We start from the raw sequence: 22,774 nt of genomic DNA on the forward strand, positions 1-22,774 counted from the left end.
TAAACATACAACTTTTCCTCCTTATCTAACTCAATTTTGACTACTTTTGATAAACAATAAGTGGAGGTTTTTTCACAGACTGACGTTGGCAGCAATAGCCTCGGACGAAAACGTTGAAATAACAACTATGAAATGAATAAAATATATGTATTATATTTAAACTTTAAAAAATCAATTATGACTTGGAAAAAATATCAATTGTTTTTGAACATCGTTGCTACTGTCATTGTAGCAATTGTAGTAATTGGTGTTTTGATAATTAGTTACAACTATTTAAAAATTCCTGATACAAAAACTCAAACAATTAAAATTGAATATCATATTTCGAAGTCTAAAAATGAGGAATCAAATAAAGCCGAGATAAAAAAACTTGATTCAATCTTAAAATCGATTACACAAACCTCTAACAAAATTCAACAAAAACAACTTGAATTGATAGATGAAAAATCAGATGAAAATTTTTTCAATAAACTATATACAGCTATTGTAGCAATTATTCTTGCAATAGCAGGTTTTTTTGGATTTAAATCTATTAGCGAAATTAAATCACAAGCTATTGATGATGCAAAAAAGGAATCTACCAAAATAGCCAAAAAAATAGCCAAAAAAGAGGCAAAAGAAGAGTTTATAAGAACATTTAATCCCGAATATGAGGCAAATGTTTTTGCGCAAGCTAATCTAGCAATGAATGAATTATTAAGGACTGAAATACAATCATTAAATGAGCGAGTTTATGCACTAGAACAAAATGGAGATAATCCAGATGATAATATTATTGATAATGATAATCCAGATGGAGATGGTCCTGATGAAAATCAAACATTAGAAACACTTAATAATGAAAACAATAATTTAGCAACCGATATAAATTTAGTAGAACCTGAAAATCCTTTTGAAAATGAATAATATAGAAACTGTAAAAGGATTTGTTGTTAATCAACTTACCTCAAAACCAATAGCCATTGCGGCTATAAATTTTAAAATATTACGAAATATTGTAAAATTCACTTCTAGAGAACCACAACAATATGATCCATTTAATCCTGAAAAATCAGTAAATAAAATAACTGAAGAAGTAAATAAAGATTATTATCAAAGGTTGAGAAATGATAAAAGAATTAGCAATATTTACAGCTTTCTATTGAAAGAAATCAATAATATTCATAATTCAAATAGTAATGCCATTGGATCATTTCCAACTGCAATTATTATATCAATGGATATAAATCAAGAAGCAGAAACAAAAGAAGAATATCTAAAAAACACTCTCAATATTAAAAATGATGAATATATAGGTGGATTTTATAATCGCCTTGATGGAAACAACCTTGAGTTACTTATTCCACAAAAAAAAGTTTCATTAATTGTTGATGGACAACATCGCTTGAGTGGAATGATAAAATTATATGAAGATGCTGTAAGTCACAATATAAAAATTGGCAGAAAATCTTTAATAGAAGAATATCCAAATTTATCATACGAAAAAGTTATAAATTCATTGGATCAATTTGATCTTAATTGTACAATCTTATTAGGATTTGACAAATGGGAACAAGGAAAAGTATTTGCTGATGTAAATTTCAATCAGAAACCGGTAAATAAATCTCTCTACTATGATATATTTGGTTCATTTCCTGACCCAAATAAAAATGATATTTTCCTTGCGCACATGCTGACGATGCATTTGAACAATAATGACAAATCTGTGATAAAAGGATTCATAAAAATGTTGGGATCAGGGAAAGGATATTTTTCACAAGCATTTTTTGTCGAAGCAATTTTAGAGCATTTCACTAAAAAAGGAATTTGGGGTAATATTCCAATGGATTTTCTCAATAATGGCAACGAACATAAAATTTTATCTAAATTTTTCAGAGCTTATTTTGCGGCTATCAAGGATGTTTTCAATCCATATTGGCCAACATTAGAAGAAGACACTTCAAGAAAATATCCTCATATTCTAGTAAAAACAACTGGTATGGGAGCATTAATTAAACTTATCAATCCAATATATAGAAAACTAAAGCTAGAAACAGATTTTAAAACTATTGAAGAAGATGCTTTATTGGAGTTATTGAAAAAAGAACTAGTTGAAGCAAAAGAAAAGGGAAAAGTTTTTTTCTCAAAAGAAGGAGAATATGCTGGATCAGGTTCGCTCGGATTACAAAGTCAACTATATAATGAACTTGGAAAAGCATTAGGTTATTTCAAATAAGTTATAGCTACAGCTGCCAACAGCAGTGGCTGTTGCACAACTAAAAAAAAAACTAAATCTAACTTTTAATCATTTTTTTAATAAATTGTATGTTGAAAATCAATATGTTACATTTTAAATAATTTGACAAACCAGAATTTTAAGAAGGAATTTTAGTTGTGCAACAAGCACACACGCTACAAGCAATTTGAGTATTAGGCTTAATTTGAAAATATTTTGTATTTGGGAGATTTGGCAAATCCGAATAATGGGCTTAATTTAGCATCTAAACCACTTTATTATCAGGAGATTAAACCATATAAAACCAAAATTGAGTCTCAGAGAATTTATACTTGAATTTTTCAGAGTTAAGATGTGAATATAAAAAATAAAAAGATATTTTTTCACAGACTAACAGAGGCAGAGATATATAGGAACGAAATTAAACCATTGCAAAAAAGAAAAGTCCAACTAATAAACTTAATAGTATGAAATCGAAAAAACATTTTTGCATAGTAAGTATTTTAACGATTTTTATAACTTTTTTTAGTTGTTCTAAAGATGATGACACCACGTCATCACAATCAAATCCCATTCCATCTGTTTATACTAAAATATATGGAGCTACAAGCATAACATCTGATGGTACTTTTATTACCATTAAAACCAGTGACCAACCAAACCATAAAAGTGCTTATTGGGCAAATACTAATCCTTTGTACGAAGCTTTCACTCCATCTGCAACCAGTCCGTCGTTTACAGGTGGCACATTTATCAGGGCTCCAAATAATATTACAGCGCAAACTATTACCTTGAAGATACCTTTAAATCCTAAAGTTGCAACTACACATAGCGCTACACCAATGGGTGTTATGGGGGTGGCGTTAGATGGCGTTCCTTTTTTTAATCAATATGCTGCTGGAGGTGTTTCGCTGGGTGGAGAAGTAAATGGTTTTGACCAAGCTTGGGGACATCCTCAAGCGTCAGGTATGTACCATTACCATGTTGAACCTTATTATTTAACAACGGTTAAATCTGGCGCAACCAAATGGGGTTTATTGGGTTTTTTATTAGATGGTTTTCCTGTTTATGGCCCTAAAGAAGAAAATAATACAGACCCTTCTAATCTTGATGTTTATCATGGTCACACACATGCTACTGTTGATTTTCCTTCTGGAATGTATCATTATCATATTTCAAATACTGCGCCGTACATTAATGGTAATGGATTTTATGGTACTCCCGGAACAGTTACGCAATAATGAAAAAAATTGTAATCCTTCTTACATTAATTTTCTTTTTTTCTTGTAAAAATGAAGAGAAGAAAATTGTTTTTTCTAAACCATTAAAAAAAGTTCCATTAATCTATAAAGATGCCTCAAACTATTTATTTCAGATGCATCAAGACACTCTTTATTTTAATAATAAAAAATTTTCAGGAATCCAATATTCTTTATACAAACAAGGAGATACAGCTTTTATTAAACCCTATTTGAATGGTTTAGAAGAAGGTATTACAAAAAAATGGTATGTTAACAAACAACTAGCAGAAGAACGATTGTATATTGATGGAAAAAAGGAAGGTATTCACAAAGGTTGGTGGGAAAATGGAAATAGAAAATTTGAATTTGCAGTATCTAATGATGAATATACTAATGAATTTAAGGAATGGAGTAATAGCGGATTATTAGTCAAGTATTTCCATTATAAAAATGGTCAAGAAAATGGTCGTCAGCAATTGTATTATGAAAATGGAAAGATTAGGGCAAATTATGTAATACTAAATGGTAAGAGATATGGCTTACTGGGCACTAAAAATTGTAAAAATGTATCGGATAGTATTTTTAATAGTAAGTAGTTTGCTTTTTTTTAGTTGTGCTAAGAAGGAAGATAATTTCATTGCCTTGCCTTATTACAATGAGCCTAATTTTACACCTATATTTCTGAAAGACGAAGCAGTAATTAAAAAGAGAATACAGCATACCATTGCTGATTTTTCGTTTCTAAATCAGGATAGTATCCTAATCAATCAAAATGTTTTTAAGAATAAAATTCATGTTGCAAATTTTATTTTTACCCGTTGCGGAAGTATATGTCCAACAATGACTCAGCATTTAAAAATAGTATCTGATCGTTTACAAGATTATAAAGACATCGTTTTCTTATCCTATTCTGTAACCCCATGGATTGACAAGCCAAGTGTATTAAAAAAATTCAAAAGAAATTATGAGATTACAAATAAAAATTGGCATTTTCTCACTGGAAAAAAAGGAGCAATATATACGCTAGCACGTCAATCTTATTTTGCCGAAGAAGATATTGGTTTTAGTAAAGATAGTTCGCAATTTTTACATACAGAACATTTTATTTTAGTTGACAAAACTAAAAGAATTAGAGGTATTTACAACGGAACACTTCAACTAGAAATGGAGCAATTGATTGATGATATTAGAACATTAAAAAAAGAAGAAGAAAAATAATGTTATATCCAATCAAGTAGACGGTCTAGGTCCATTATAATTTCATGACTTCGCATTTATTTAAAAACACATTATAATCATAACTATGTCAATGACTGATTGACTTTTACCTAAGTTTTCATTTAGCAACCATTTAACTCAAATTATAAAAAAACCAGCCTCTTTTAAACCAATTTAAAAGAGGCTGGCTTGTAAGGTTTACAACGAAACACCAAAAAAACCTAACTGATCAACTTCAGTAGCACTGCGACCAAAGAAACCTGTAATTTGATACCCAGCTGGAACGATATAATTAAAAACATCAGATGTTTTTGTTCCAGTAGCAATGGTTCTGTTTTGATTCGTCTTTAATTCAATATAAAAAATTCTAGTTCTACCATCTTTTTTCCCAGAACACATATTTACTGAATTTATAAATTCACCAGTATTTAAAACAAGTGATTTTTCGGTTCCTCCATTACCTCCATGGGACAATGTCGTTCCATTAGACAGTACAAAACTTACTTTGTCAACTCTATTTCCACCTCTCAAAACAATTTTATTTACCTTTGAAGTAGCCGATAATAATGTAATGTCCGAGAAAATATCGCCATGTGGACCTCCAAATAAATCACTAGCTGTATAAAGATCATTTTGAGACCAAGCAAAATTAACTGCTGTTGGAAAATGATCTGAAAGTGGCACTCCAGCTCCATCAACAAAAAGAGGATTATTGATACTGAAGTTAGAAGCAGTAAGTGTAATTTGATTATTACTTTTGTAAAATATCTTATCCACTTCTTCGCAAGTATTTGTAATATTAGAGGCATCACAATCTAATGCAGGACTACCTAATGCAGGGATATTGTTGTTTCTAATGAGTTTTATCCAAGCATCCGTCAAACCATTATTATCCATTAATAATCTAATATTGTCTCCTGACCTTGTGTAACGACAATTAGAATCAAACATTAAAATTACGGCATTCCCATTTGATTTGATTTTCATATAATTAGAAAGTTGTGCGATATTTGATTTTCTTGCATTCAAATCAGCTGTGGCACTACCTGCATTTGGGTGAGCATTATAATAATCTACATAAACACCTTCTTTAAGTCGCAATCTCATAAATGTAAACCCTTTTGGAGTTAAACAATCTGTTCCATTACAACTGTTCCATTTGACTCTTTCAAAATCTACAAAGCTATATCTAGACAACGTATTCATTCCGTCACCAAAAGGTACTCCTCCACTAGTAGCTGTTCGAAAAGGATGATTATCGTTTTCATACAATTTTGCATGATAATTAAAATCTTCTTGAACATTTACAATATCATAATTTCTTATTAACTGACCTATTTTAGCAGTGTTTGCATCTGGACTTGAACTAGAAATTATGGCAGGAAGTCCCGCTACATTGTACGTTAGTGCCAAAATGTTTCCTGAAACTGCAATTCTAGCTGTTAGATTTGATGCTTTTTGAGTACTTGAATTTACTGACAAGTCATTTGACGTATCTGAACTATTATCGCAACTCAATAAAAGCAAACTTGAGGCAAAAAGAGAACTGATTAACTTAAATTTTGTTTTCATTTTTTTAATTTAAATTACTATTTAACACAATTAATCATCACAAAACTAGAGTTTTATAAAAACATATATGTTAAAAAAACAACATCTAAATGTTAAACAACAAAAACACTAATGCAATCCATTGACTATAGCAGTAAGAACGAAAAAGCTAAAATTACTTTCTGTTTCAAATTTCTGTCGGTCAAAGCATAACCCAAAACCAATTTACATTATACAAAAGACACAGCATTTTGTACCATCCGTGTTTTGGCTACAATAACTAGAGATTTGATTACAAAGACCATCGCAGATTGAATGACATTTGTACCATCATTAACACTTAAATTACAAAAAGATGGAAAACAAAGTTTGGTTAATCACGGGCACTTCAAAGGGATTTGGTTATGTATGGGCAGAAGCCGCCCTAAAACGTGGCGACAAAGTAGCCGCAACAGCTAGAAATATAGAATCGTTAGCAGCATTGACTGCTTTGTATGGTGATGCTGTGTTACCCATTGCATTGGATGTAAACAATCGGGAAGCTTGTTTTTTAGCCGTAGAAAAAGTGATTGAGAAATTTGGAAAACTTGACATCCTGATCAATAATGCCGGTTTTGGACATTTTGGTTATGTTGAAGAAATCTCAGAAAATGAAGCTAGACAACAAATTGAAACCAATGTTTTTGGTTCTCTTTGGATGATTCAAGCCGTTTTGCCTATAATGCGAAACCAAAAAAGCGGGCATATTTTGCAAGTTTCAAGTATTGGCGGCGTGATGGCATTTCCAAGTTTAGGTATTTACCATGCTTCAAAGTGGGCGGTAGAAGGTTTGTGTGAATCTCTAAATCAGGAGGTTGCCCAATTTGGTATAAAAACAACTTTAATTGAGCCAGCCGCTTACGCAACCGAATGGGCTACTGCATCTGCAAGCCATAGTCAACCAATAGCGGTTTATGATGGATTAAGAGAAGTAATGATTGCCAATAGAGGCAATATGCCTGTAGGCGACCCAAATGCAACGGCAAGCGCTATTCTAAAATTAATAGAATCCGAAAATCCTCCTTTACGATTGTTCTTGGGTAAATTGCCCTTACTGATGATTGAACCCACTTACAACAAACGTTTGGAAACGTGGAAAGAATGGAAAGAAGTTTCAGAAAACGCACAATAAATAAATTCAACAATGAAAACCGTTAAAAATATAGCATTCTATTTGTTAGTAGCATTTTACCTTTTTATGGGGGCTATGCACTTTCTCAAACCCGAACAGTATTTTGCCATGATGCCGTCTTGGCTTCCAGCACATTCTATTTTAATCTCTTTGAGTGGTATTCTTGAGATAGCACTAGCCATTGCCTTGATTCCTATAAAAACAAGAGCCATTGCTACACAAATAATTATAGCTATGTTGGTAGTATTTTTATTTGTCATCCATATTCCTGAGAGCATTGGCTATTATAAAACAGGCAATGAAAAATTTACAGCCAGTATTATTAGATTGCCTATTCAATTTATTTTTATTGCTTGGGCTTGGATTTTTGCAAAAAAACAGTAACAAACCAATCAATAATGCTTAATAGATTTTCTATTTTGCATTATTGATTTTTCGTAAATTTGAGAAATGGGAAACAAATCAACACCTATCAAGATTCATTCAATATCCGAATTGCACCAATTATTAGGGCTACCCAAACCTTTACACCCCTTAATAAGCCTAATTAAGATGGGTGCAATTACCCATTCAAACCGCAAGGATGAGGTTAGTTTTTGCTTTGACTTTTACGGTATTTCGTTGAAAAGAAATTTCAAAGGAAAACTAAAATACGGTCAAAATTATTATGATTTTGACGAAGGTGTCTTGGGCATGACATCCCCTCAACAAGTGTTATCTGTAAACAGTGACGATAATTATGAGGTTTCGGGCTGGTGGCTGGTTTTTCACACCGACTTCATTTTAAATTATTCCCTAGGAAAAGCCATCAAAGAGTATGGTTTCTTCTCGTATGCCGTAAATGAAGCATTGCATCTATCCGATAAAGAGGAACAAATGCTAGAAGGGATTTTTAAAAATATTGAACAAGAATATCAAACTTCAATAGACCAATTTAGTCAAGATGTTATGATTTCACATATTGAGTTGTTGCTTAACTATTGCAACAGGTTTTACAACAGACAATTTTTAACGCGCAAAACCATAAGCCATGATTTGCTTTCAAAAATGGAAATCTTACTAGAGGCGTATTTCAATAGCGATAAAATCCTCCAACACGGACTCCCTTCTGTTCATTATTTTTCTGATCAATTGAATGTGTCGCCTAATTATTTGAGTGATCTGTTAAGAACCCTTACCGGACAAAGCACGCAACAACACATTCACAACAAAATTATAGAACAAGCCAAAATTGCCCTAACCACTACAAATTTATCAGTAAGTGAAATTGCTTATCAATTGGGCTTTGAACATTCTCAATCTTTTAGCAAACTTTTTAAAAATAAAACAAATATTTCACCGCTAGAATATCGAACATCATTCAATTAGCGATATCTCTATAGTACCCAATTGGAAGATTAGGAGAAATATCGGTTCTCATTTTAATCATGAAACTGTTAGTATTGGGTATCGATACATTTTTGTGAAACAAGCGGGTCATCTTGAAAACGAAAGCAAAACTGCCGTATATTTAAATCTCAGAATTGGTTACCGCTTTTAAACGACCAATATATTGTTCAAAAAAGAAGCTGTTATCCCTCTTTTGCCCATTAAAATAAGTAATTTGACATCACACAATATGAAAAAAAAGACCCTACTATTACTTGGATTCGTGATATTGAAATTCATCTTGCAATACTTTTTGATTAGTTCGGCGTACGACTTACATCGAGACGAATACTTGCATATTGATCAAGGGCAACATTTGGCTTGGGGATATCAGTCGGTTCCGCCTCTCACCTCTTGGATATCTTATTTGATTTATGAACTTGGGAACGGAGTCTTTTGGGTGAAGTTTTTTCCGGCTCTTTTTGGCGCATTAACGATGGTAGTCGTTTGGAAAGCCATCGAAGCCTTACATGGCAATATATTTGCCTTAGTTTTAGGTGCTACTTGTGTTTTGTTCTCTGTACTTTTAAGATTGAACCTATTATTCCAACCTAACTCGTTTGATGTTTTATGTTGGACAACTTTATATTTTTTAATTATCCAATATTTTCAAACCGAAAGCCCAAAATGGCTCTACATGAGTGCAGTGGTTTTTGCTTTGGGCTTCTTAAACAAATACACAATTGTGTTTTTACTACTTGGTCTTATACCTGCTATCCTTTGCACAGAACAGCGTAAAATTTTTACTCAAAAAGCATTTTACTTTTCTATATTACTTGGAGTGCTTCTCATAGCGCCCAACCTCTATTGGCAGATACAAAATGATTTTCCAGTGATTTGGCATATCAAAGAATTATCAGATACTCAATTGGTCAATGTAGATCGTATGGATTTTTTCAAGGCGCAAATCACCTATTTTATTGGTTCATTCATTGTACTTCTTGCAGCTATATATGCCCTAGTCTTTTATACTCCCTATAGAAAACTCAAAGCTTTTAGCTTAGCAATTGTCTTGACATTGTTGGTTTTAGCATATTTCAAAGCAAAAGGGTATTATGCCATCGGACTTTATCCTATTTACATTGCTTTTGGAGCCGTATTTCTTTCCAACACATTACATCAAAAATGGAAAAACTATTGGCAGCCAGCACTTATGGTTTTACCTCTTTTGTTTTTCATACTCATGTATCAAGTAGTTTTTCCAAACAAAAGCCCTGAATACATCCTCAACCACCAAGAAAAGTATCAAAAACTGGGATTACTACGCTGGGAAGATGGCAAAGACCACCCTTTGCCACAAGATTTTGCCGACATGTTGGGTTGGAAAGAACTAGCATCAAAAGTAGACAGCGTTTATACAACACTGCCTAACAAAGAAAAAACGCTCATCCTTTGTGACAATTATGGACAAGCTGGAGCTATCAATTTTTATACCCAACACCAGCTAAAAGCCGTTTCATTCAATGCCGATTATATCCATTGGTTTGACTTAAACAAAAAGTATGAGAATTTAATTAGAATTAAAGAAGCCCAAGAAGTCGCCGATGAGCTTAAACAAACCGCTCCTTTTTTTGAAAGTTCAATGATTGCTGCAGCTATTGAAAACAAGTATGCCAGAGAATTGGGTACCACTATATTCCGATTTGAGGGTTCAAAAATAGACATCAACAAACGCATTAAAGATGAAATTGAGGAAGTAAAGCAATAGTTTGTAACCAATTTGTAGTGAAAATTGTATATATTTGAGAAACAGAGGTGATGTCATTCTATCATATATTTACCAAAACGGAGTGGCTTTTAGTGATTCTTTATACATATTTAAACTAGTTACCAGTAAACTAAACATAACAACAGAAAAAAATATGAATAAGTATTTAATTTTCTTAGCCTTAATATTTTCAGAATTTCTTTTTAGTCAAACCAAGATTGATGAAAATATCACAGTTGACTTCCTAAATAAACCAGTAACTTTTGAAAATGTTACGAAAGAAGCTAAGCTTAACGCATATTTTTTGAACTCAAAAGAGGAATCTTATGTAGCTATGCGTGTGAAAACATTACCCAATAATGAACTTCCGAAAAACATAAAAGAGTTACAAAAATGTTATACCATATTAGCAAGCGAACAACTAAAGAGTATGGAAAAAAAAGGATTTTTTTTAAAAGACTCAACACAAATAAAATTAAATGGTTACATAGCATACAAACTAATTTTCAAAGAAAAAAACTCTAAACAAGAAAGTGGAGAAAGCTTGATTTTACATTTAAATGGTATTAATTATGTTTTTATTTATTCCAAAGTAGAATCATACAATCAACTAAATAAAGAAAAATTTTTCAAATCAATTAAAATCAATAATTCTGAAGACCTAAAACAGATTGCCGAACCATATAATTATTGGGGTGCTTTAGCCAAGATTTTTATAGGAGTAGTTTTTCTGTTTTTAATACGTAAGCTTATAAAAATTGAGAAGAAAAGAAATCTAATAAAATAGTTATCTGATAACAACTACAACGGATTAGAGCAATAGACTTAATGGAAAAATAGTTTTGTATTTGGCAGTTTAGTGATAACCGAAAAACAAATCCTACTTTAGGAACAAATCTGCTGTTGTACAAGATCTTTATATGTAAGTTCAGAACAATAAAGTACTTAAAAGAAACATAAAATTCACAAACTTTAAAAATGTTACTAAGTTTTAAGGAACAAATTATTGAAGATTTTCTAATTCCTTCATTTATCTTAAACGAGGGAGAAATTGTTATTCTTGAAATTCCTAACGGTGTAGAATTTCAAAAAATATCATTAAAATTAATTGAAATTATATCTGAATTAAATTCAGAAATTAAGTATATAGAGCATTTTAAAGAAAATTCATTTTTAAGTAAATTGTTTCCAATAACAATTGGTCAATATCTAAAAAAATGTGATGAAAATTCAATTTACAAGAATAAAATTTACGAGATTGAATGGATGAAACCTCAAATAAAAATCAATTCAATTGCAGGTAGATATAGAAGATTATTATCATTGTACAAAACATTGACTTTAACAAAAAATATAATAATAGATTTAGTTGGAGTTGACCCGATTGGAGGTGTTCAGATTTATAAAATATTAAAACAAAACCAAAATGAAAATGGAAGTACAATTTTATTTGACTCTTGTAATGAATTTGAAAAAGATTGTACAAATTTCATAAGAGCAAAATATATAGGAATTGACAAAAGATATAAGAATTATAACGAAATAATGGCTAATAAATAAAACACTGAGCGCATGACAACCACCCCTTATACAAAACATCATAAAATCACTCTCCCCTTTTTGAAACAAATATCCTAAAATTGAAATATTATGAATTCAAATACTGAGCGTGAAATTTACAGCTCTAGAGTCATAAAGCATTCGATAGAAAAGGTATATGAAGCTTTTGTAAATCCGCAACATTTAAAAAACTGGTGGGGACCTGAGGGTTTTACCAATACCATCCATGAATTTGATCTAAAACCTGAAGGGAAATGGATCCTTACCATGCATGGCCCTGACAAAGGCAATTATAAAAACGAATCTATATTTAAAATCATACAGCCACATCAATTGATTTCCTGGACGCGAGTTTCTCAACCCTTCTTTGATATGGAAATTCACTTTAAAAAACTAAGTGATTTAGCAACTGAAATCACTTTCTTGATGACTTTCAAAACCTTGGAAGAACGCGAAAAAATTAGAAAGTTTGTCGAACCAAAAAATGAAGAAAATTTTGACAGACTAGAAAACGAACTTTCAAAAATGTAATAAATGAGGTCCCACAAACCTCAGCATTTTAGAACAAATCTATACTGTAACTCTGTTTCTTTAAACTGAACCTGTTATTCTTTACTGGAAAAGAAAATCCCTACTCCACTTTCTCTAAAGCTAAAAATGCTTTGCCAAGATACTTGATAATCGTGGAAGCAATAAACGATTGATAGCCTGTCTTGGGCAAAGCGATATTGGCTGTGAGTCCATGCAAATAAACACCTAAAATTGACGCATCAATTGGAGCGTAAGATTGCGCCAATAGACTCGTGATTATCCCCGTTAGGACATCGCCACTTCCTGCTGTTGCCAAAGCTTGATTGCCCGAAGTATTTTCATAAAAGTCGTTTCCAAATACAATTTGGGTCGGTGCGCCTTTTAGTACCACTATTACTTGATAATGTTTTGCAAAATCTATCGTTTTAGCTACTTTCTCCTCTTGACTCTGCCACTTTCCTATCAAGCGTTCCAGTTCTTTGGGATGAGGTGTTAGCACAGATTCAGGAGGAAGAAGCGTTAACCAAGTAGGATTTTGTGCCAAAATATTGAGCGCATCGGCATCAACAACAAGTGGTTTTGAAGTATTGATAAGAAACTCATGAAAGGCTTTTTGAGTAGCTAATTCTTGCCCTAAACCAGGACCAATTCCGATAGCGTTAGATACTAAACTGAATGCTATTTCTGAAAGGTACTTTTCGTTTGTATCGGTGAGTACCATCACCTCGGGATTCGCGATTTGAAGGATTTCGTAGCCACATTTTGGAACCAAAGCAGTTACTAAGCCACATCCGGTTTGCAAAGCTGCCCGAGAAGCTAAAGTAATAGCACCTATTTTACCATAACTCCCTCCAATAAGCAACGCGTGTCCCTGAATACGTTTGTGGGTATCGAACGGAATGGCGTGGTGTCTTTTTCGAGCTTCGGATATATCAATATAATTGGGTGCTTTCATGGATTTTTTGTTTTACTTGAAAGGTACAAAAACCAAAAGATTTTATTGCTATGCATTATAGAGTCTAGTATAAAAAATAACACAAATGAATATCATTGAAATGAATAAATACAGATTGCGCCAATTAGTACAGATTTGACTTACCTAAAAGTAGCAAAACGAATATCACAAATTAATACGAATGTAATCAATGTAAGCAGATTTCGGAGATGGCACAGGTTTAAGTTACTTAAAATGAAATAAGTTAATATAATTGTTTTAGTTTCTGTTTTTTATATTTTTACATAAACGTATTGATTGAAAGTTTATGAAAAGAATTACTTCGCCAGTTCCCTTCGCTCGTGTAGAACGACATTCTTTTATAGCTTTCGTTTTTTCGACAAAACTAACAGATTCACCCAAATTATAAACTATTAAACAGATTGACAGCTATGTCTCATCAAATTACTTCCCAAATCGCATTACACTTACAACAAGTGTATTTTGGTGGGAATTGGACCACCTCAAATTTTAAAGACCAATTGGCTGATGTGAGTTGGCAAAAAGCCAATTTTGCCTTAAAAGAAGGGAATAGCATCGCCACTTTACTGTTTCATTGCAATTATTACATAGCAGGATTGATTCCGTTTTTGCAAGGCGGGACTCTTGATATTAAAGACAAATTTAGCTTTGATAGTCCGCAAATTACTTGCGAAGCCGATTGGGAACAATTGAAAAATAAATCATGGGAAGAAGTACAACTTTTTGCCGCATTGATTGAACAATTACCTGATAGTTGTCTTTTTGAGGATTTTGTCGAAGCAAAATATGGAAACTACTACAGAAACTTAATCGGTGTAATAGAGCATTGTCATTATCATTTGGGGCAAATTGCGTTGCTGAAAAAAGAAATGAAGTCATAAAAAAGGCAGTGAAAGAAATTAATTCACTGCCTTCAAATTAAGCACTTTTATCTTATTTGATCCAAATTCCTCCTACTCCAGCTTCCCATAATTTTTTGTTGAAAGCAGGTAATTCTTGATTGAGGATTTGATTGCCTTCGGTTTTTAATTGTTGCCATTTGGTTTGGTATTCCTTCCACAAGTCCTTTACGGGTTGTGTCACCTTAGGAACAACACTTTCGGATTGATTGATTAGGTATAAGAAATCGGCATTGAACTTATTGGGAAAGTTTTCTACATCATCATAAGCCTTTGATTTTCTTTGCACCATCAATTCATCCCAAGTTTTCATTTTCTGAAGCAATTTTTTCCCCTCTGCTAGTGTTGCAGCTTGTTCGGGATGCGTGGCTAATTGCGCAGTTAATGTGGATAATTGCTGTTGTTTCGCATACAACGTATTGATTAACGTTTGCATCTCATTAAACGTCTGTTCCATCTCGAATTTAATCGCGTGATATTCTTGGTAGGCTTTATCCGTAGCTTCAAACAAAGGATTGGCCAACACTTTAGCTTGAGTTGATAATTCTTGCGTTGACGTTTTGATTGCAATCGTATACTCACCAGGGCCAACTTTATGTCCTTCATAACTTCCTTCAATGTATACATTTGGATTTCCTAGTAATGCTGTATAACGCAAGTCCCAAACGAAACGATTGAGCCCTTTATTTTTAGACAGTACAGCATCCGCTTTTGGACCACCATCATAGGATTTAAATGTTGGATCGGCTTTTGAGCTGAAGGTTCGAATCGTATTTCCTGCTTTATCCTTGATTAGAATTTTGACTTCATCCGTTTCTTTCAATTCAGGTAATTGATAATACAGCACTACTCCAGAAGCTGGATTTACACCTCGTGTACTTCCCATACCTGTGAACTCAGCATCGGTTTGGTCTAATTCGCTTCCGCTATTGGTTAAATAGGTTGGATTAGGAGTGAAAATTTTGAAAGTGTCCTTTTGGGTATTCCCTGATGTATTATCTTTTGCAAATTCACGGATTAGGTTCAAATCGTCCAAAATCCAAAACCCTCTTCCCGAAGTTGAAGCAATCAAATTGTTTTGATGCACTTTTAAATCAGTAATAGGTGTTAGCGGCAAATTCCCTTGAAAAGACTGCCACTGAAGCCCGCCATCCAACGAAACAAACAAGCCTAATTCGGTCCCAGCATACAATAAGTCTTTTACGGTATCATCTTCGCGAACGACACGGGTAAAAGCATTCGCTGGAATTCCCTCGTTGATTTTTTTCCACGTTTTGCCATAATCTGTGGTTTTGTACAAGCCTGGTGCATGATCATTGAATTTGTATCGCGTTGTAGCCACATAAGCAGTAGCTTTATCAAAAGGAGACACTTCAATCGCATTGATGAGGCATTCAGTCAAATTAGCTGGAGTTACATTTTGCCAAGTTTTACCTCCATCTTTAGTAATATGTACCAAACCATCATCACTACCAGTATATATCACCCCTTTTTCTAGTGGGGATTCTTGAATATAACTTAGGGTTCCATAATTTTCTGCTCCAACAGCTTCATTGGTAAAAGGCACTCCTGGTTTGCCTTGTTTGCTTTTCTCGTTTCGGGTCAAATCAGGAGAAGCTTCTGTCCAACTTTGTCCTAAATTTTCGGTTTTTAAAAGCAATTGAGAACCGTGATAAAAAGTATTGGGTTCATGCATGCTTCTAACAATAGGTGCATTCCAGTTAAAGCGGTATTTCATGTCTTTGGCATCGCGTCCTAAATACAAAATTGGCGCTGCCATAACATTGGTACTGGTTTTAGTTTGTGTATCCAATACTTCGATGGTTCCTTGATAGCTTCCACCCAATACAAACCTTGGATTGGCTGGATCAAAAGCCAAGAAAGCACTTTCGCCTCCAGCAGAAGCAGTCCATTCTTTTTCGGATATGCCATAGCCACTTAGGTTTCGGCTTGCAATTTTAACTGAGGTATTGTCTTGTTGCCCTCCGTAAATATTGTATGGAAATTGGTTGTCTACCGCTATTCGGTAAAACTGACCTGTAGGATAAATGTTTTGACTACTCCAGGACTTGCCTTTGTTGAAACTAATGGCAGCTCCTCCATCATCGGCAATAATCATGTTATTGGAGTTTTTAGGATTGATCCATAAATTGTGATAATCTCCATGCGTTTTGGAAATGTCTTCCCAAGTTTTTCCACCATCAGTAGAGCGCATCGCTGGAGCACTCATTACGTAGATTGTATTTTCGTTATTCGGATCGATAAACAATTCGATATAATACCAAGCTCGTTGGATTAATCGATGATCTGTAGTTACCTGAGACCAAGATTTCCCAGCATCATTAGAGACGTACAATCCACCAGCTTCTTTTTCCCAATCGCTTTCAATTAGCGCGTACACTTTTTCGGGATTGGAAGGAGCTACAGCTATTGCCATTTTTCCCATTGCCGCTGGAAGTCCTTCTTTTAAAGGAGTCCAAGTAAGTCCACTATCGACTGATTTATAGAGACCACTACCTGCTCCCCCACTTATCACTTGCCAAGGCTTACGTCCATGTTCCCAAAGAGCAGCATACAAAATCCTTGAATTAGTGGCATCCATAGAAAGTTCAACAGCACCCGTTTGATCGTTTTTAAACAATACTTTTTGCCAAGTGTTTCCGCCATCTGTTGTTTTATAAACTCCTCTCTCAGAAGATTTACTGTAAAGTGCCCCTTGAGCCGCTACATAAACAATATCTGGATTTTTAGGATCAATACAAATGCGAGAAATATGCTGCGTAGCATCTAGTCCAATTTTCTTCCATGTTTTCCCGGCATCAGTACTTTTGTACATTCCATCACCATGATGCGTCATCACTCCCCTTACGGCGTGTTCGCCCATCCCAACATAAATCACATTAGGATCACTTTCGGCTACACTAATAGCGCCCACCGAAGTCGTTTTAAAAAAACCATCCGAAATAGGAAACCAACTTACTCCCATGTCTTGTGTTTTCCATAAACCACCTCCTGTGGTACCCATATAATAGGTCGATGGATCTGATGTAACTCCAGTAGCTGTAACTGATCGGCCACCACGAAAAGGACCAATGGAACGCCATTTGGCTGCTTTAAAATGAGCGTTTAAATCGGTTGAGACTGCTGTTTTAACTTTTTGTGCCGATACGGAAGTACCAAAAACTAAGGAAAGAATTCCTAAAAGAAGCTGTTTGTTCATACGGAATATGTAATGTGATTTCTCAAAAATAAACATTGTTTGGAGAACTATTGCATTCTTGCTACAAATCATTTCTTTGCTTTCCTTTTAAATTTAAACCTGAGGTAACAGTGAATTCCTAAAAAACCTATATTTGAACTTTCTAAAACGATACTATCATGAAAGCGTCTTTTTCTCTATTACTGCTGTCTTCTTTGGTTCTTTTTTCATGTAAAAAAGAAGAAGAAACTTCTGCTACCAACGAAAGAACCAATGTAGTTCCTTTTACACAAATGGCTGCCGCTCCTTCGACTGCTACTCCACCAGCAACTTCAAGTAATTCTGCTTATGTAGGCAAAGAAGAAAAAAAGGAAAGTGTAATGTATCAGTACAAATACACTATGGTTAAGAATCCAAATGCAGTTGCGACAACAACCAAAATAGTTACAAAACCTGGGATGAATCCACCACACGGACAACCTAAACATAGATGTGATATTCCAGTGGGTGCACCATTGAACTCACCAGTAGCTAAAACTGCGACTGCACCCAAAACTACAGTCGTTACAACCCCTGCCGTAGCTAGTGGTAGCAATTTACCTGCGCTTTTAGCTACTACACCAGAGGCCACTCCAACTCCAGAAGGTATGAATCCACCACATGGTCAACCAAAACACCGCTGTGATATTGCTGTTGGCGCTCCTTTACCCAAAGAATAACAAGACATTATTAAGTACTATGATTACAAAAGCATCTGTAGCAGACGTTGCTGAATTAGCTGCTTTGATTAATTCAGCTTATCGTGGCGAAACTTCAAAAAAAGGATGGACTACCGAAGCTAATTTGCTTGAAGGAACCCGAACTACACCAGAAGAATTAGCAACTATTATCAACACGACCCAACACTATTTATTCAAATTTACCCGTGATGAAAAAATCATTGGAAGCGTATTATTAATTGCCAAAAAAGACGTTTTGTATCTTGGCATGCTAACTGTTTCACCTGAATTACAAAATAGTGGAATTGGCAAACAATTGCTACAAGCGGCTGAACAACACGCTCAACAACTTGAGCTTTCAAGAATTCAAATGACTGTAATTGGGATTCGAAAAGAATTGTTGGCTTGGTATGTTCGAAACGGTTATGAAGATACAGGATTGCGTGAACCCTTCCCTTTTGGTGAAGGCGACAAAGCCCTTACTTCGGCACCATTAGACTTTATGCTTTTGGAAAAGAAGATTCTTTTTTAAAACACGCCATTCATTACTTGAATTTCGTCAATAAAAACATTGAGTCTAAATAGCTTTCTTTACAAAATACTTGTTGATTTTTCCACTATTTTTAATATAAATAGCAGAAATAAAAGTATTGATCGATAAAGAAATTACTGTCATAAAAAGAAAAAGAGGGTATTTTTCCAGAGAGTTTTGATGCAAAAATGGATTGTGATGTAATTGTTACCCGACTAGAGTTACTTCGTATCAAAGCCAAAATATAAATCATTGGCTCTCATACCTTTTTTGCATTCAATTTATCAAAGAAGCCAACGGCGGGATCTTAAAAATTAGAAGAAAGCATTAAATCATACCATAGATTATTCAAAACTAAAATAAAATCTAGTTATTTAGTATATATTTACTACTCAACTTAATGCAATATAATTACTCCATCAATCAATATTTTATCTGCTGCACAATGAAAGAATCGATCAAGGATCCTTGGATAAAAATAGGTTACGATTTATTTGCTCATAAGGGTCCCAATGGCTTAAAAATAGAATTATTGGCTAGAAAAGTAGCCAAAAACAAATCTTCATTTTACCATCATTTTGCCGATTTAGAGGTTTTCACCGATCAATTATTAGCATACCATTTGGTACAATCTAAAACAATAGCGCTGCAAGCAAAGAGCTGCAAACAGATTGATCCTGATTTGATTCATTTACTTATAAGTGCAAAAACAGACATCCTTTTCAACAGACATTTACGTGTTCACCGAGATAATGCGGTTTATAAAAAATGTATTCATGAAGCCAATCAACCCGTTGTGGAAGCTTTATTACCGATTTGGACAGCTGCCTTGGGATTGGATACTAAAAAAAACTTAGCGAAAATTATTTTGAACTTAACCATCGAAAACTTTTATCTTCAAGTAACAGATAATAATCTTACCTACGAATGGTTAGTCAGCTATTTTGATGAAATCAAAAAAATGGTATTAGCTATGGAAATTTCAAATTAAAATCAAAAATAAACGGTAGCGTCTAAAAAGATGCTATTCTTTGCGTCATATTTGTACAACACTTTTGAAGTTTTTATGTTGATTCACTTTAAAAACTCCTAATTAACTATTGTATAAAGTATGAAAATAATTAAATGGAAATACCTAACCGTTTACATCACACCTTTGACTGTGATTTTTTCACTGCTAAAAACTAGTTATTGATCCTATTTTACTCTTTTTTTCATTTTTATGATTATTCCTCTTTTAGAATTATTCACCAATGAAAACGATTATAATCTAAATAAAATTGAAGAGGAAATTGCCGCTAAGGATTCATTATATGATTGGGTACTTTATGGACTGGTTCCTATTCAATATGGTATTTTAATTTTCTTTTTATTCGAAGTGTCCTCGGACAATTATCCTATTGCTACAAAAATAGGTTGGACCACAGCTTATGGTATTGCATGCGGCGTTTTAGGAATAAACGCAGCTCATGAATTGGGACACAGAAATAGTTATAAGGAACGTACGATGAGTAAAATACTTTTACTCACTTCTCTCTACATGCATTTTTATATCGAACACAATAGAGGACATCATCAAAATGTGGCAACCAATGAAGATCCAGCGTCAAGTAAATATGGCGAAACGGTATATACATTCTATATTCGTTCTATTTATAAAGGGTGGCTTTCGGCTTGGCGATTAGAATCAAATCGTTTGAAAATTGTAAAAAAATCATTCTGGAGCATTCAAAACCAAATGCTGGGATTCCAAATCGTGCAACTACTGCTACTACTTATGATTTTTGGAATCTTTGGTTTAAGTACGATGGTCTACTTTTTAGCAGGAGCATTTATTGGGGTTTTACTATTAGAAACGGTGAATTATATTGAACATTATGGATTAAGAAGAAATAAAAAAGGAGAACGCTACGAGCGAACCTTACCCACTCATTCATGGAATTCCAATCATCCTATTGGGCGTTTATTACTTTTGGAACTCTCCAGACATTCAGATCATCATTACATTGCTAGCAGAAAATACCAATTATTAAGACACCACGAAGAAAGTCCGCAAATGCCAACGGGATATCCGGGTATGATGCTCTTATCCTTTGTTCCGCCTTTATGGTTTTACATTATGCATGATCAACTTCAAAAGTTTACTACCTATACAAAATAACTTCACTAAAACAGCAACATGGCAACATCTTTCGATTATGATTATGTAATTATTGGCAGTGGTTTTGGAGGTTCCGTTTCGGCATTACGTTTGTCCGAAAAAGGATATAAAGTGCTTGTCATAGAAAAAGGTAAATGGTTCAACAAAGCTGAAGATTTCCCCAAAACCAATTGGAATCTAAAAAAATGGCTTTGGCTACCTAAACTAGGATGGAATGGCATATTGAAGCTCACTTTTTATAGACATGTTGCCGTATTAAGCGGTGTTGGTGTTGGTGGAGGTTCACTGGTTTATGCCAATACGCTACCCATTCCAAAATCACCCTTTTTTAAAACAGGGCAATGGAACGATTTATGCGATTGGGAAACCGAATTAGCTCCTTTTTATGCTTTGGCTAAAAAAATGTTGGGTGCCGAAAAACATCCCTATACCAGCAAAAGCGAAAAAGTAATGCAACAATTGGCCTCCGAATTAGGAGAGGCACAATCATTTGAAAAAACGGATGTAGCCATTTATTTCGGAAAACATGGAGTAACAAATCCAGATCCATACTTCGACGGAAAAGGACCTGACAGAACGGGTTGTATTCAATGTGGAGGTTGTATGTTGGGTTGCCAATACAATGCCAAGAATACCTTAGACAAAAACTACCTTCATCTAGCCCAACAATTAGGATGCGTCATCAAAGCAGAAAAAGAAGTGTATGATGTCGTTCCTTTGAGCGAAAATGGTGCTGATGGATACGAGATCTATTTCAAGGACTCGCTTTCGTACTTTCCAAAAAAAGAAAAAATTACAGCAAAAGGAATCGTTTTTTCTGGAGGTGTATTAGGAACGCTAAACTTATTACTCAAACTACAATCAACTTCGTTACCTAATCTATCCCAAACACTTGGAAAAGGTGTTCGAACCAATTCTGAAAGTTTAATTGGAGTCACCACTTTTGACCGAGATGTTAGTTTCTCAGACGGAATTGCTATTGGATCTATTGTGCACATTGATGAAAACCGACATATTGAACCCGTAAAATATTCCGCTGGATCAGGCTTTTGGAGACTATTAATGGCGCCAATGATTCAAGGAAACTCATTCATAAATCGATTAACAAAAATGCTTTTAGCCGTCATGAAGCAGCCAGTAGGCTATCTCAAAACCTTTTTTGTGGATGATTGGAGCAAAAGAACTCAAATTTTATTGTACATGGAAAGCATTGAATCGACACTAAAAATGCAACGCTCCAAATGGGGTTTTCTGAAAACACAACTTGACAAAGGCCCCGCACCAACAGCCTTTAATCCTATCGCTCAAACTTTAGCAAAAAAAGTAGAAGTTATAATCAACGGCAAAGCAATGGTCGTAAATACCGAAGCGCTTTTCGGAATCCCAACTACAGCTCATATCTTAGGAGGAGCCTGTATGGGCAAAGATGCCAATGAAGGTGTAATTAATCAAAATAATGAGGTTTATAATTATAAAAACATGCTTATTTGTGATGGCAGCATGATATCTGCAAATATTTGGAGTCAATCCAAGTTTAACCATTACCGCTCTTACAGAAAGAGCAATGAGTAAAATAAAAAAGGAAACAAATAGTAATGTTTGCGTTAAAAAAACAAAATCTATTCAATAATTAACTTTTTTTTTATCTACATTAGCAATTGAACA

At 34.0% G+C, this 22,774-nt stretch carries 21 protein-coding genes; 18 read left to right on the plus strand and 3 right to left on the minus strand.

All coding sequences use genetic code 11. The features are described from left to right. Positions 1-177 precede the first annotated feature (177 nt). The 5 genes from WFZ86_RS09395 (at position 178) to WFZ86_RS09415 (ending at position 4,674) form a co-directional block, all read left to right on the plus strand. Positions 178-906, plus strand: coding sequence for a hypothetical protein (locus WFZ86_RS09395; protein ID WP_342691701.1), 729 nt, complete (start codon positions 178-180; stop codon positions 904-906). After that, positions 899-2,215, plus strand: a complete 1,317-nt coding sequence (locus tag WFZ86_RS09400; protein ID WP_342691702.1) for a DGQHR domain-containing protein — start codon at positions 899-901, stop codon at positions 2,213-2,215. Before WFZ86_RS09395 ends, WFZ86_RS09400 begins: the two co-directional genes overlap by 8 nt. 467 nt (positions 2,216-2,682) lie before the next feature. Next, entirely contained in the window at positions 2,683-3,456 is a 774-nt protein-coding gene (locus tag WFZ86_RS09405) for a YHYH protein (protein WP_342691703.1), read from the plus strand. Continuing rightward, the gene (locus tag WFZ86_RS09410) at positions 3,456-4,052 is read left to right on the plus strand and encodes a toxin-antitoxin system YwqK family antitoxin (protein WP_342691704.1); all 597 of its coding nucleotides are present in this window, start codon (positions 3,456-3,458) and stop codon (positions 4,050-4,052) included. The genes WFZ86_RS09405 and WFZ86_RS09410 overlap by 1 nt, the downstream gene beginning before the upstream one ends. After that, entirely contained in the window at positions 4,021-4,674 is a 654-nt protein-coding gene (locus tag WFZ86_RS09415) for an SCO family protein (protein ID WP_342691705.1), read from the plus strand. Before WFZ86_RS09410 ends, WFZ86_RS09415 begins: the two co-directional genes overlap by 32 nt. A gap of 198 nt (positions 4,675-4,872) precedes the next feature. Here the strand turns inward: WFZ86_RS09415 and WFZ86_RS09420 are convergent, their stop codons facing one another. Further along, a complete protein-coding gene (locus tag WFZ86_RS09420) occupies positions 4,873-6,246 on the minus strand; it encodes a jacalin-like lectin (protein ID WP_342691706.1) in 1,374 nt (457 codons plus the stop codon). Between the two features lie 334 nt (positions 6,247-6,580). Between WFZ86_RS09420 and WFZ86_RS09425 the strand changes: the two genes are divergently transcribed. The 7 genes from WFZ86_RS09425 to WFZ86_RS09455 all read left to right on the plus strand — a co-directional run bounded on the left by WFZ86_RS09425 (position 6,581) and on the right by WFZ86_RS09455 (position 12,623). Then, the gene (locus WFZ86_RS09425; RefSeq protein ID WP_342691707.1) at positions 6,581-7,396 is read left to right on the plus strand and encodes an SDR family oxidoreductase; all 816 of its coding nucleotides are present in this window, start codon (positions 6,581-6,583) and stop codon (positions 7,394-7,396) included. A 12-nt stretch (positions 7,397-7,408) separates the two neighbouring features. Next, on the plus strand, positions 7,409-7,780 hold the full coding sequence (locus WFZ86_RS09430) for a DoxX family protein (RefSeq protein ID WP_342691708.1): 372 nt from the start codon (positions 7,409-7,411) through the stop codon (positions 7,778-7,780). A gap of 66 nt (positions 7,781-7,846) precedes the next feature. After that, complete coding sequence (locus tag WFZ86_RS09435) at positions 7,847-8,764, plus strand: helix-turn-helix domain-containing protein (RefSeq protein WP_342691709.1); 918 nt, start codon at positions 7,847-7,849, stop codon at positions 8,762-8,764. Between the two features lie 250 nt (positions 8,765-9,014). After that, positions 9,015-10,532 carry a glycosyltransferase family 39 protein gene (locus WFZ86_RS09440; protein ID WP_342691710.1) on the plus strand — a complete coding sequence of 506 codons (1,518 nt, stop codon included), beginning with the start codon at positions 9,015-9,017 and terminating at the stop codon, positions 10,530-10,532. 154 nt (positions 10,533-10,686) lie between these two features. Further along, positions 10,687-11,319 (plus strand): hypothetical protein, encoded by a 633-nt coding sequence (locus tag WFZ86_RS09445; protein WP_342691711.1) that lies wholly within the window; start codon positions 10,687-10,689, stop codon positions 11,317-11,319. 191 nt (positions 11,320-11,510) lie between these two features. Beyond that, on the plus strand, positions 11,511-12,092 hold the full coding sequence (locus WFZ86_RS09450; protein ID WP_342691712.1) for a hypothetical protein: 582 nt from the start codon (positions 11,511-11,513) through the stop codon (positions 12,090-12,092). 90 nt (positions 12,093-12,182) lie between these two features. After that, a complete protein-coding gene (locus tag WFZ86_RS09455) occupies positions 12,183-12,623 on the plus strand; it encodes an SRPBCC domain-containing protein (RefSeq protein ID WP_342691713.1) in 441 nt (146 codons plus the stop codon). Between the two features lie 100 nt (positions 12,624-12,723). Here the strand turns inward: WFZ86_RS09455 and WFZ86_RS09460 are convergent, their stop codons facing one another. Continuing rightward, positions 12,724-13,578 (minus strand): NAD(P)H-hydrate dehydratase, encoded by an 855-nt coding sequence (locus WFZ86_RS09460; RefSeq protein ID WP_342691714.1) that lies wholly within the window; start codon positions 13,576-13,578, stop codon positions 12,724-12,726. Positions 13,579-14,009: 431 nt separating this feature from the next. Between WFZ86_RS09460 and WFZ86_RS09465 the strand changes: the two genes are divergently transcribed. After that, on the plus strand, positions 14,010-14,480 hold the full coding sequence (locus tag WFZ86_RS09465; RefSeq protein WP_342691715.1) for a DUF1572 domain-containing protein: 471 nt from the start codon (positions 14,010-14,012) through the stop codon (positions 14,478-14,480). A gap of 52 nt (positions 14,481-14,532) precedes the next feature. Here WFZ86_RS09465 and WFZ86_RS09470 read toward each other — a convergent pair whose 3' ends face one another. Further along, a complete protein-coding gene (locus WFZ86_RS09470; RefSeq protein WP_342691716.1) occupies positions 14,533-17,718 on the minus strand; it encodes a VPS10 domain-containing protein in 3,186 nt (1,061 codons plus the stop codon). Between the two features lie 158 nt (positions 17,719-17,876). Here WFZ86_RS09470 and WFZ86_RS09475 point away from each other — a divergent pair, with 158 nt between their 5' ends. The 5 genes from WFZ86_RS09475 (at position 17,877) to WFZ86_RS09495 (ending at position 22,681) form a co-directional block, all read left to right on the plus strand. Further along, a complete protein-coding gene (locus WFZ86_RS09475; RefSeq protein ID WP_342691717.1) occupies positions 17,877-18,416 on the plus strand; it encodes a hypothetical protein in 540 nt (179 codons plus the stop codon). 19 nt (positions 18,417-18,435) lie between these two features. Then, positions 18,436-18,948, plus strand: a complete 513-nt coding sequence (locus WFZ86_RS09480; RefSeq protein ID WP_342691718.1) for a GNAT family N-acetyltransferase — start codon at positions 18,436-18,438, stop codon at positions 18,946-18,948. Between the two features lie 445 nt (positions 18,949-19,393). Next, positions 19,394-19,939 carry a TetR/AcrR family transcriptional regulator gene (locus WFZ86_RS09485; protein WP_342691719.1) on the plus strand — a complete coding sequence of 182 codons (546 nt, stop codon included), beginning with the start codon at positions 19,394-19,396 and terminating at the stop codon, positions 19,937-19,939. Between the two features lie 231 nt (positions 19,940-20,170). Next, entirely contained in the window at positions 20,171-21,109 is a 939-nt protein-coding gene (locus WFZ86_RS09490; RefSeq protein ID WP_342691720.1) for an alkane 1-monooxygenase, read from the plus strand. Positions 21,110-21,127: 18 nt separating this feature from the next. After that, positions 21,128-22,681, plus strand: a complete 1,554-nt coding sequence (locus WFZ86_RS09495) for a GMC oxidoreductase (protein ID WP_342691721.1) — start codon at positions 21,128-21,130, stop codon at positions 22,679-22,681. Positions 22,682-22,774: the final 93 nt, after the last annotated feature.

It is taken from the genome of Flavobacterium polysaccharolyticum (genome assembly GCF_038739875.1).
Classification (GTDB): domain Bacteria; phylum Bacteroidota; class Bacteroidia; order Flavobacteriales; family Flavobacteriaceae; genus Flavobacterium; species Flavobacterium polysaccharolyticum.

What these genes read in the sequence shown, in the direction of transcription:
- WFZ86_RS09485 (WP_342691719.1), top strand. Translation starts at nt 19,394, where the DNA reads ATGAAAGAATCGATCAAGGATCCTTGGATAAAAATAGGTTACGATTTA.
- WFZ86_RS09445 (WP_342691711.1), top strand. Translation starts at nt 10,687, where the DNA reads ATGAATAAGTATTTAATTTTCTTAGCCTTAATATTTTCAGAATTTCTT.
- WFZ86_RS09420 (WP_342691706.1), bottom strand. Translation starts at nt 6,246, where the DNA reads ATGAAAACAAAATTTAAGTTAATCAGTTCTCTTTTTGCCTCAAGTTTG.
- WFZ86_RS09495 (WP_342691721.1), top strand. Translation starts at nt 21,128, where the DNA reads ATGGCAACATCTTTCGATTATGATTATGTAATTATTGGCAGTGGTTTT.
- WFZ86_RS09435 (WP_342691709.1), top strand. Translation starts at nt 7,847, where the DNA reads ATGGGAAACAAATCAACACCTATCAAGATTCATTCAATATCCGAATTG.
- WFZ86_RS09405 (WP_342691703.1), top strand. Translation starts at nt 2,683, where the DNA reads ATGAAATCGAAAAAACATTTTTGCATAGTAAGTATTTTAACGATTTTT.
- WFZ86_RS09400 (WP_342691702.1), top strand. Translation starts at nt 899, where the DNA reads ATGAATAATATAGAAACTGTAAAAGGATTTGTTGTTAATCAACTTACC.
- WFZ86_RS09455 (WP_342691713.1), top strand. Translation starts at nt 12,183, where the DNA reads ATGAATTCAAATACTGAGCGTGAAATTTACAGCTCTAGAGTCATAAAG.
- WFZ86_RS09440 (WP_342691710.1), top strand. Translation starts at nt 9,015, where the DNA reads ATGAAAAAAAAGACCCTACTATTACTTGGATTCGTGATATTGAAATTC.
- WFZ86_RS09490 (WP_342691720.1), top strand. Translation starts at nt 20,171, where the DNA reads ATGATTATTCCTCTTTTAGAATTATTCACCAATGAAAACGATTATAAT.
- WFZ86_RS09450 (WP_342691712.1), top strand. Translation starts at nt 11,511, where the DNA reads ATGTTACTAAGTTTTAAGGAACAAATTATTGAAGATTTTCTAATTCCT.
- WFZ86_RS09480 (WP_342691718.1), top strand. Translation starts at nt 18,436, where the DNA reads ATGATTACAAAAGCATCTGTAGCAGACGTTGCTGAATTAGCTGCTTTG.
- WFZ86_RS09460 (WP_342691714.1), bottom strand. Translation starts at nt 13,578, where the DNA reads ATGAAAGCACCCAATTATATTGATATATCCGAAGCTCGAAAAAGACAC.
- WFZ86_RS09425 (WP_342691707.1), top strand. Translation starts at nt 6,581, where the DNA reads ATGGAAAACAAAGTTTGGTTAATCACGGGCACTTCAAAGGGATTTGGT.
- WFZ86_RS09430 (WP_342691708.1), top strand. Translation starts at nt 7,409, where the DNA reads ATGAAAACCGTTAAAAATATAGCATTCTATTTGTTAGTAGCATTTTAC.
- WFZ86_RS09475 (WP_342691717.1), top strand. Translation starts at nt 17,877, where the DNA reads ATGAAAGCGTCTTTTTCTCTATTACTGCTGTCTTCTTTGGTTCTTTTT.
- WFZ86_RS09470 (WP_342691716.1), bottom strand. Translation starts at nt 17,718, where the DNA reads ATGAACAAACAGCTTCTTTTAGGAATTCTTTCCTTAGTTTTTGGTACT.
- WFZ86_RS09465 (WP_342691715.1), top strand. Translation starts at nt 14,010, where the DNA reads ATGTCTCATCAAATTACTTCCCAAATCGCATTACACTTACAACAAGTG.
- WFZ86_RS09410 (WP_342691704.1), top strand. Translation starts at nt 3,456, where the DNA reads ATGAAAAAAATTGTAATCCTTCTTACATTAATTTTCTTTTTTTCTTGT.
- WFZ86_RS09395 (WP_342691701.1), top strand. Translation starts at nt 178, where the DNA reads ATGACTTGGAAAAAATATCAATTGTTTTTGAACATCGTTGCTACTGTC.
- WFZ86_RS09415 (WP_342691705.1), top strand. Translation starts at nt 4,021, where the DNA reads ATGTATCGGATAGTATTTTTAATAGTAAGTAGTTTGCTTTTTTTTAGT.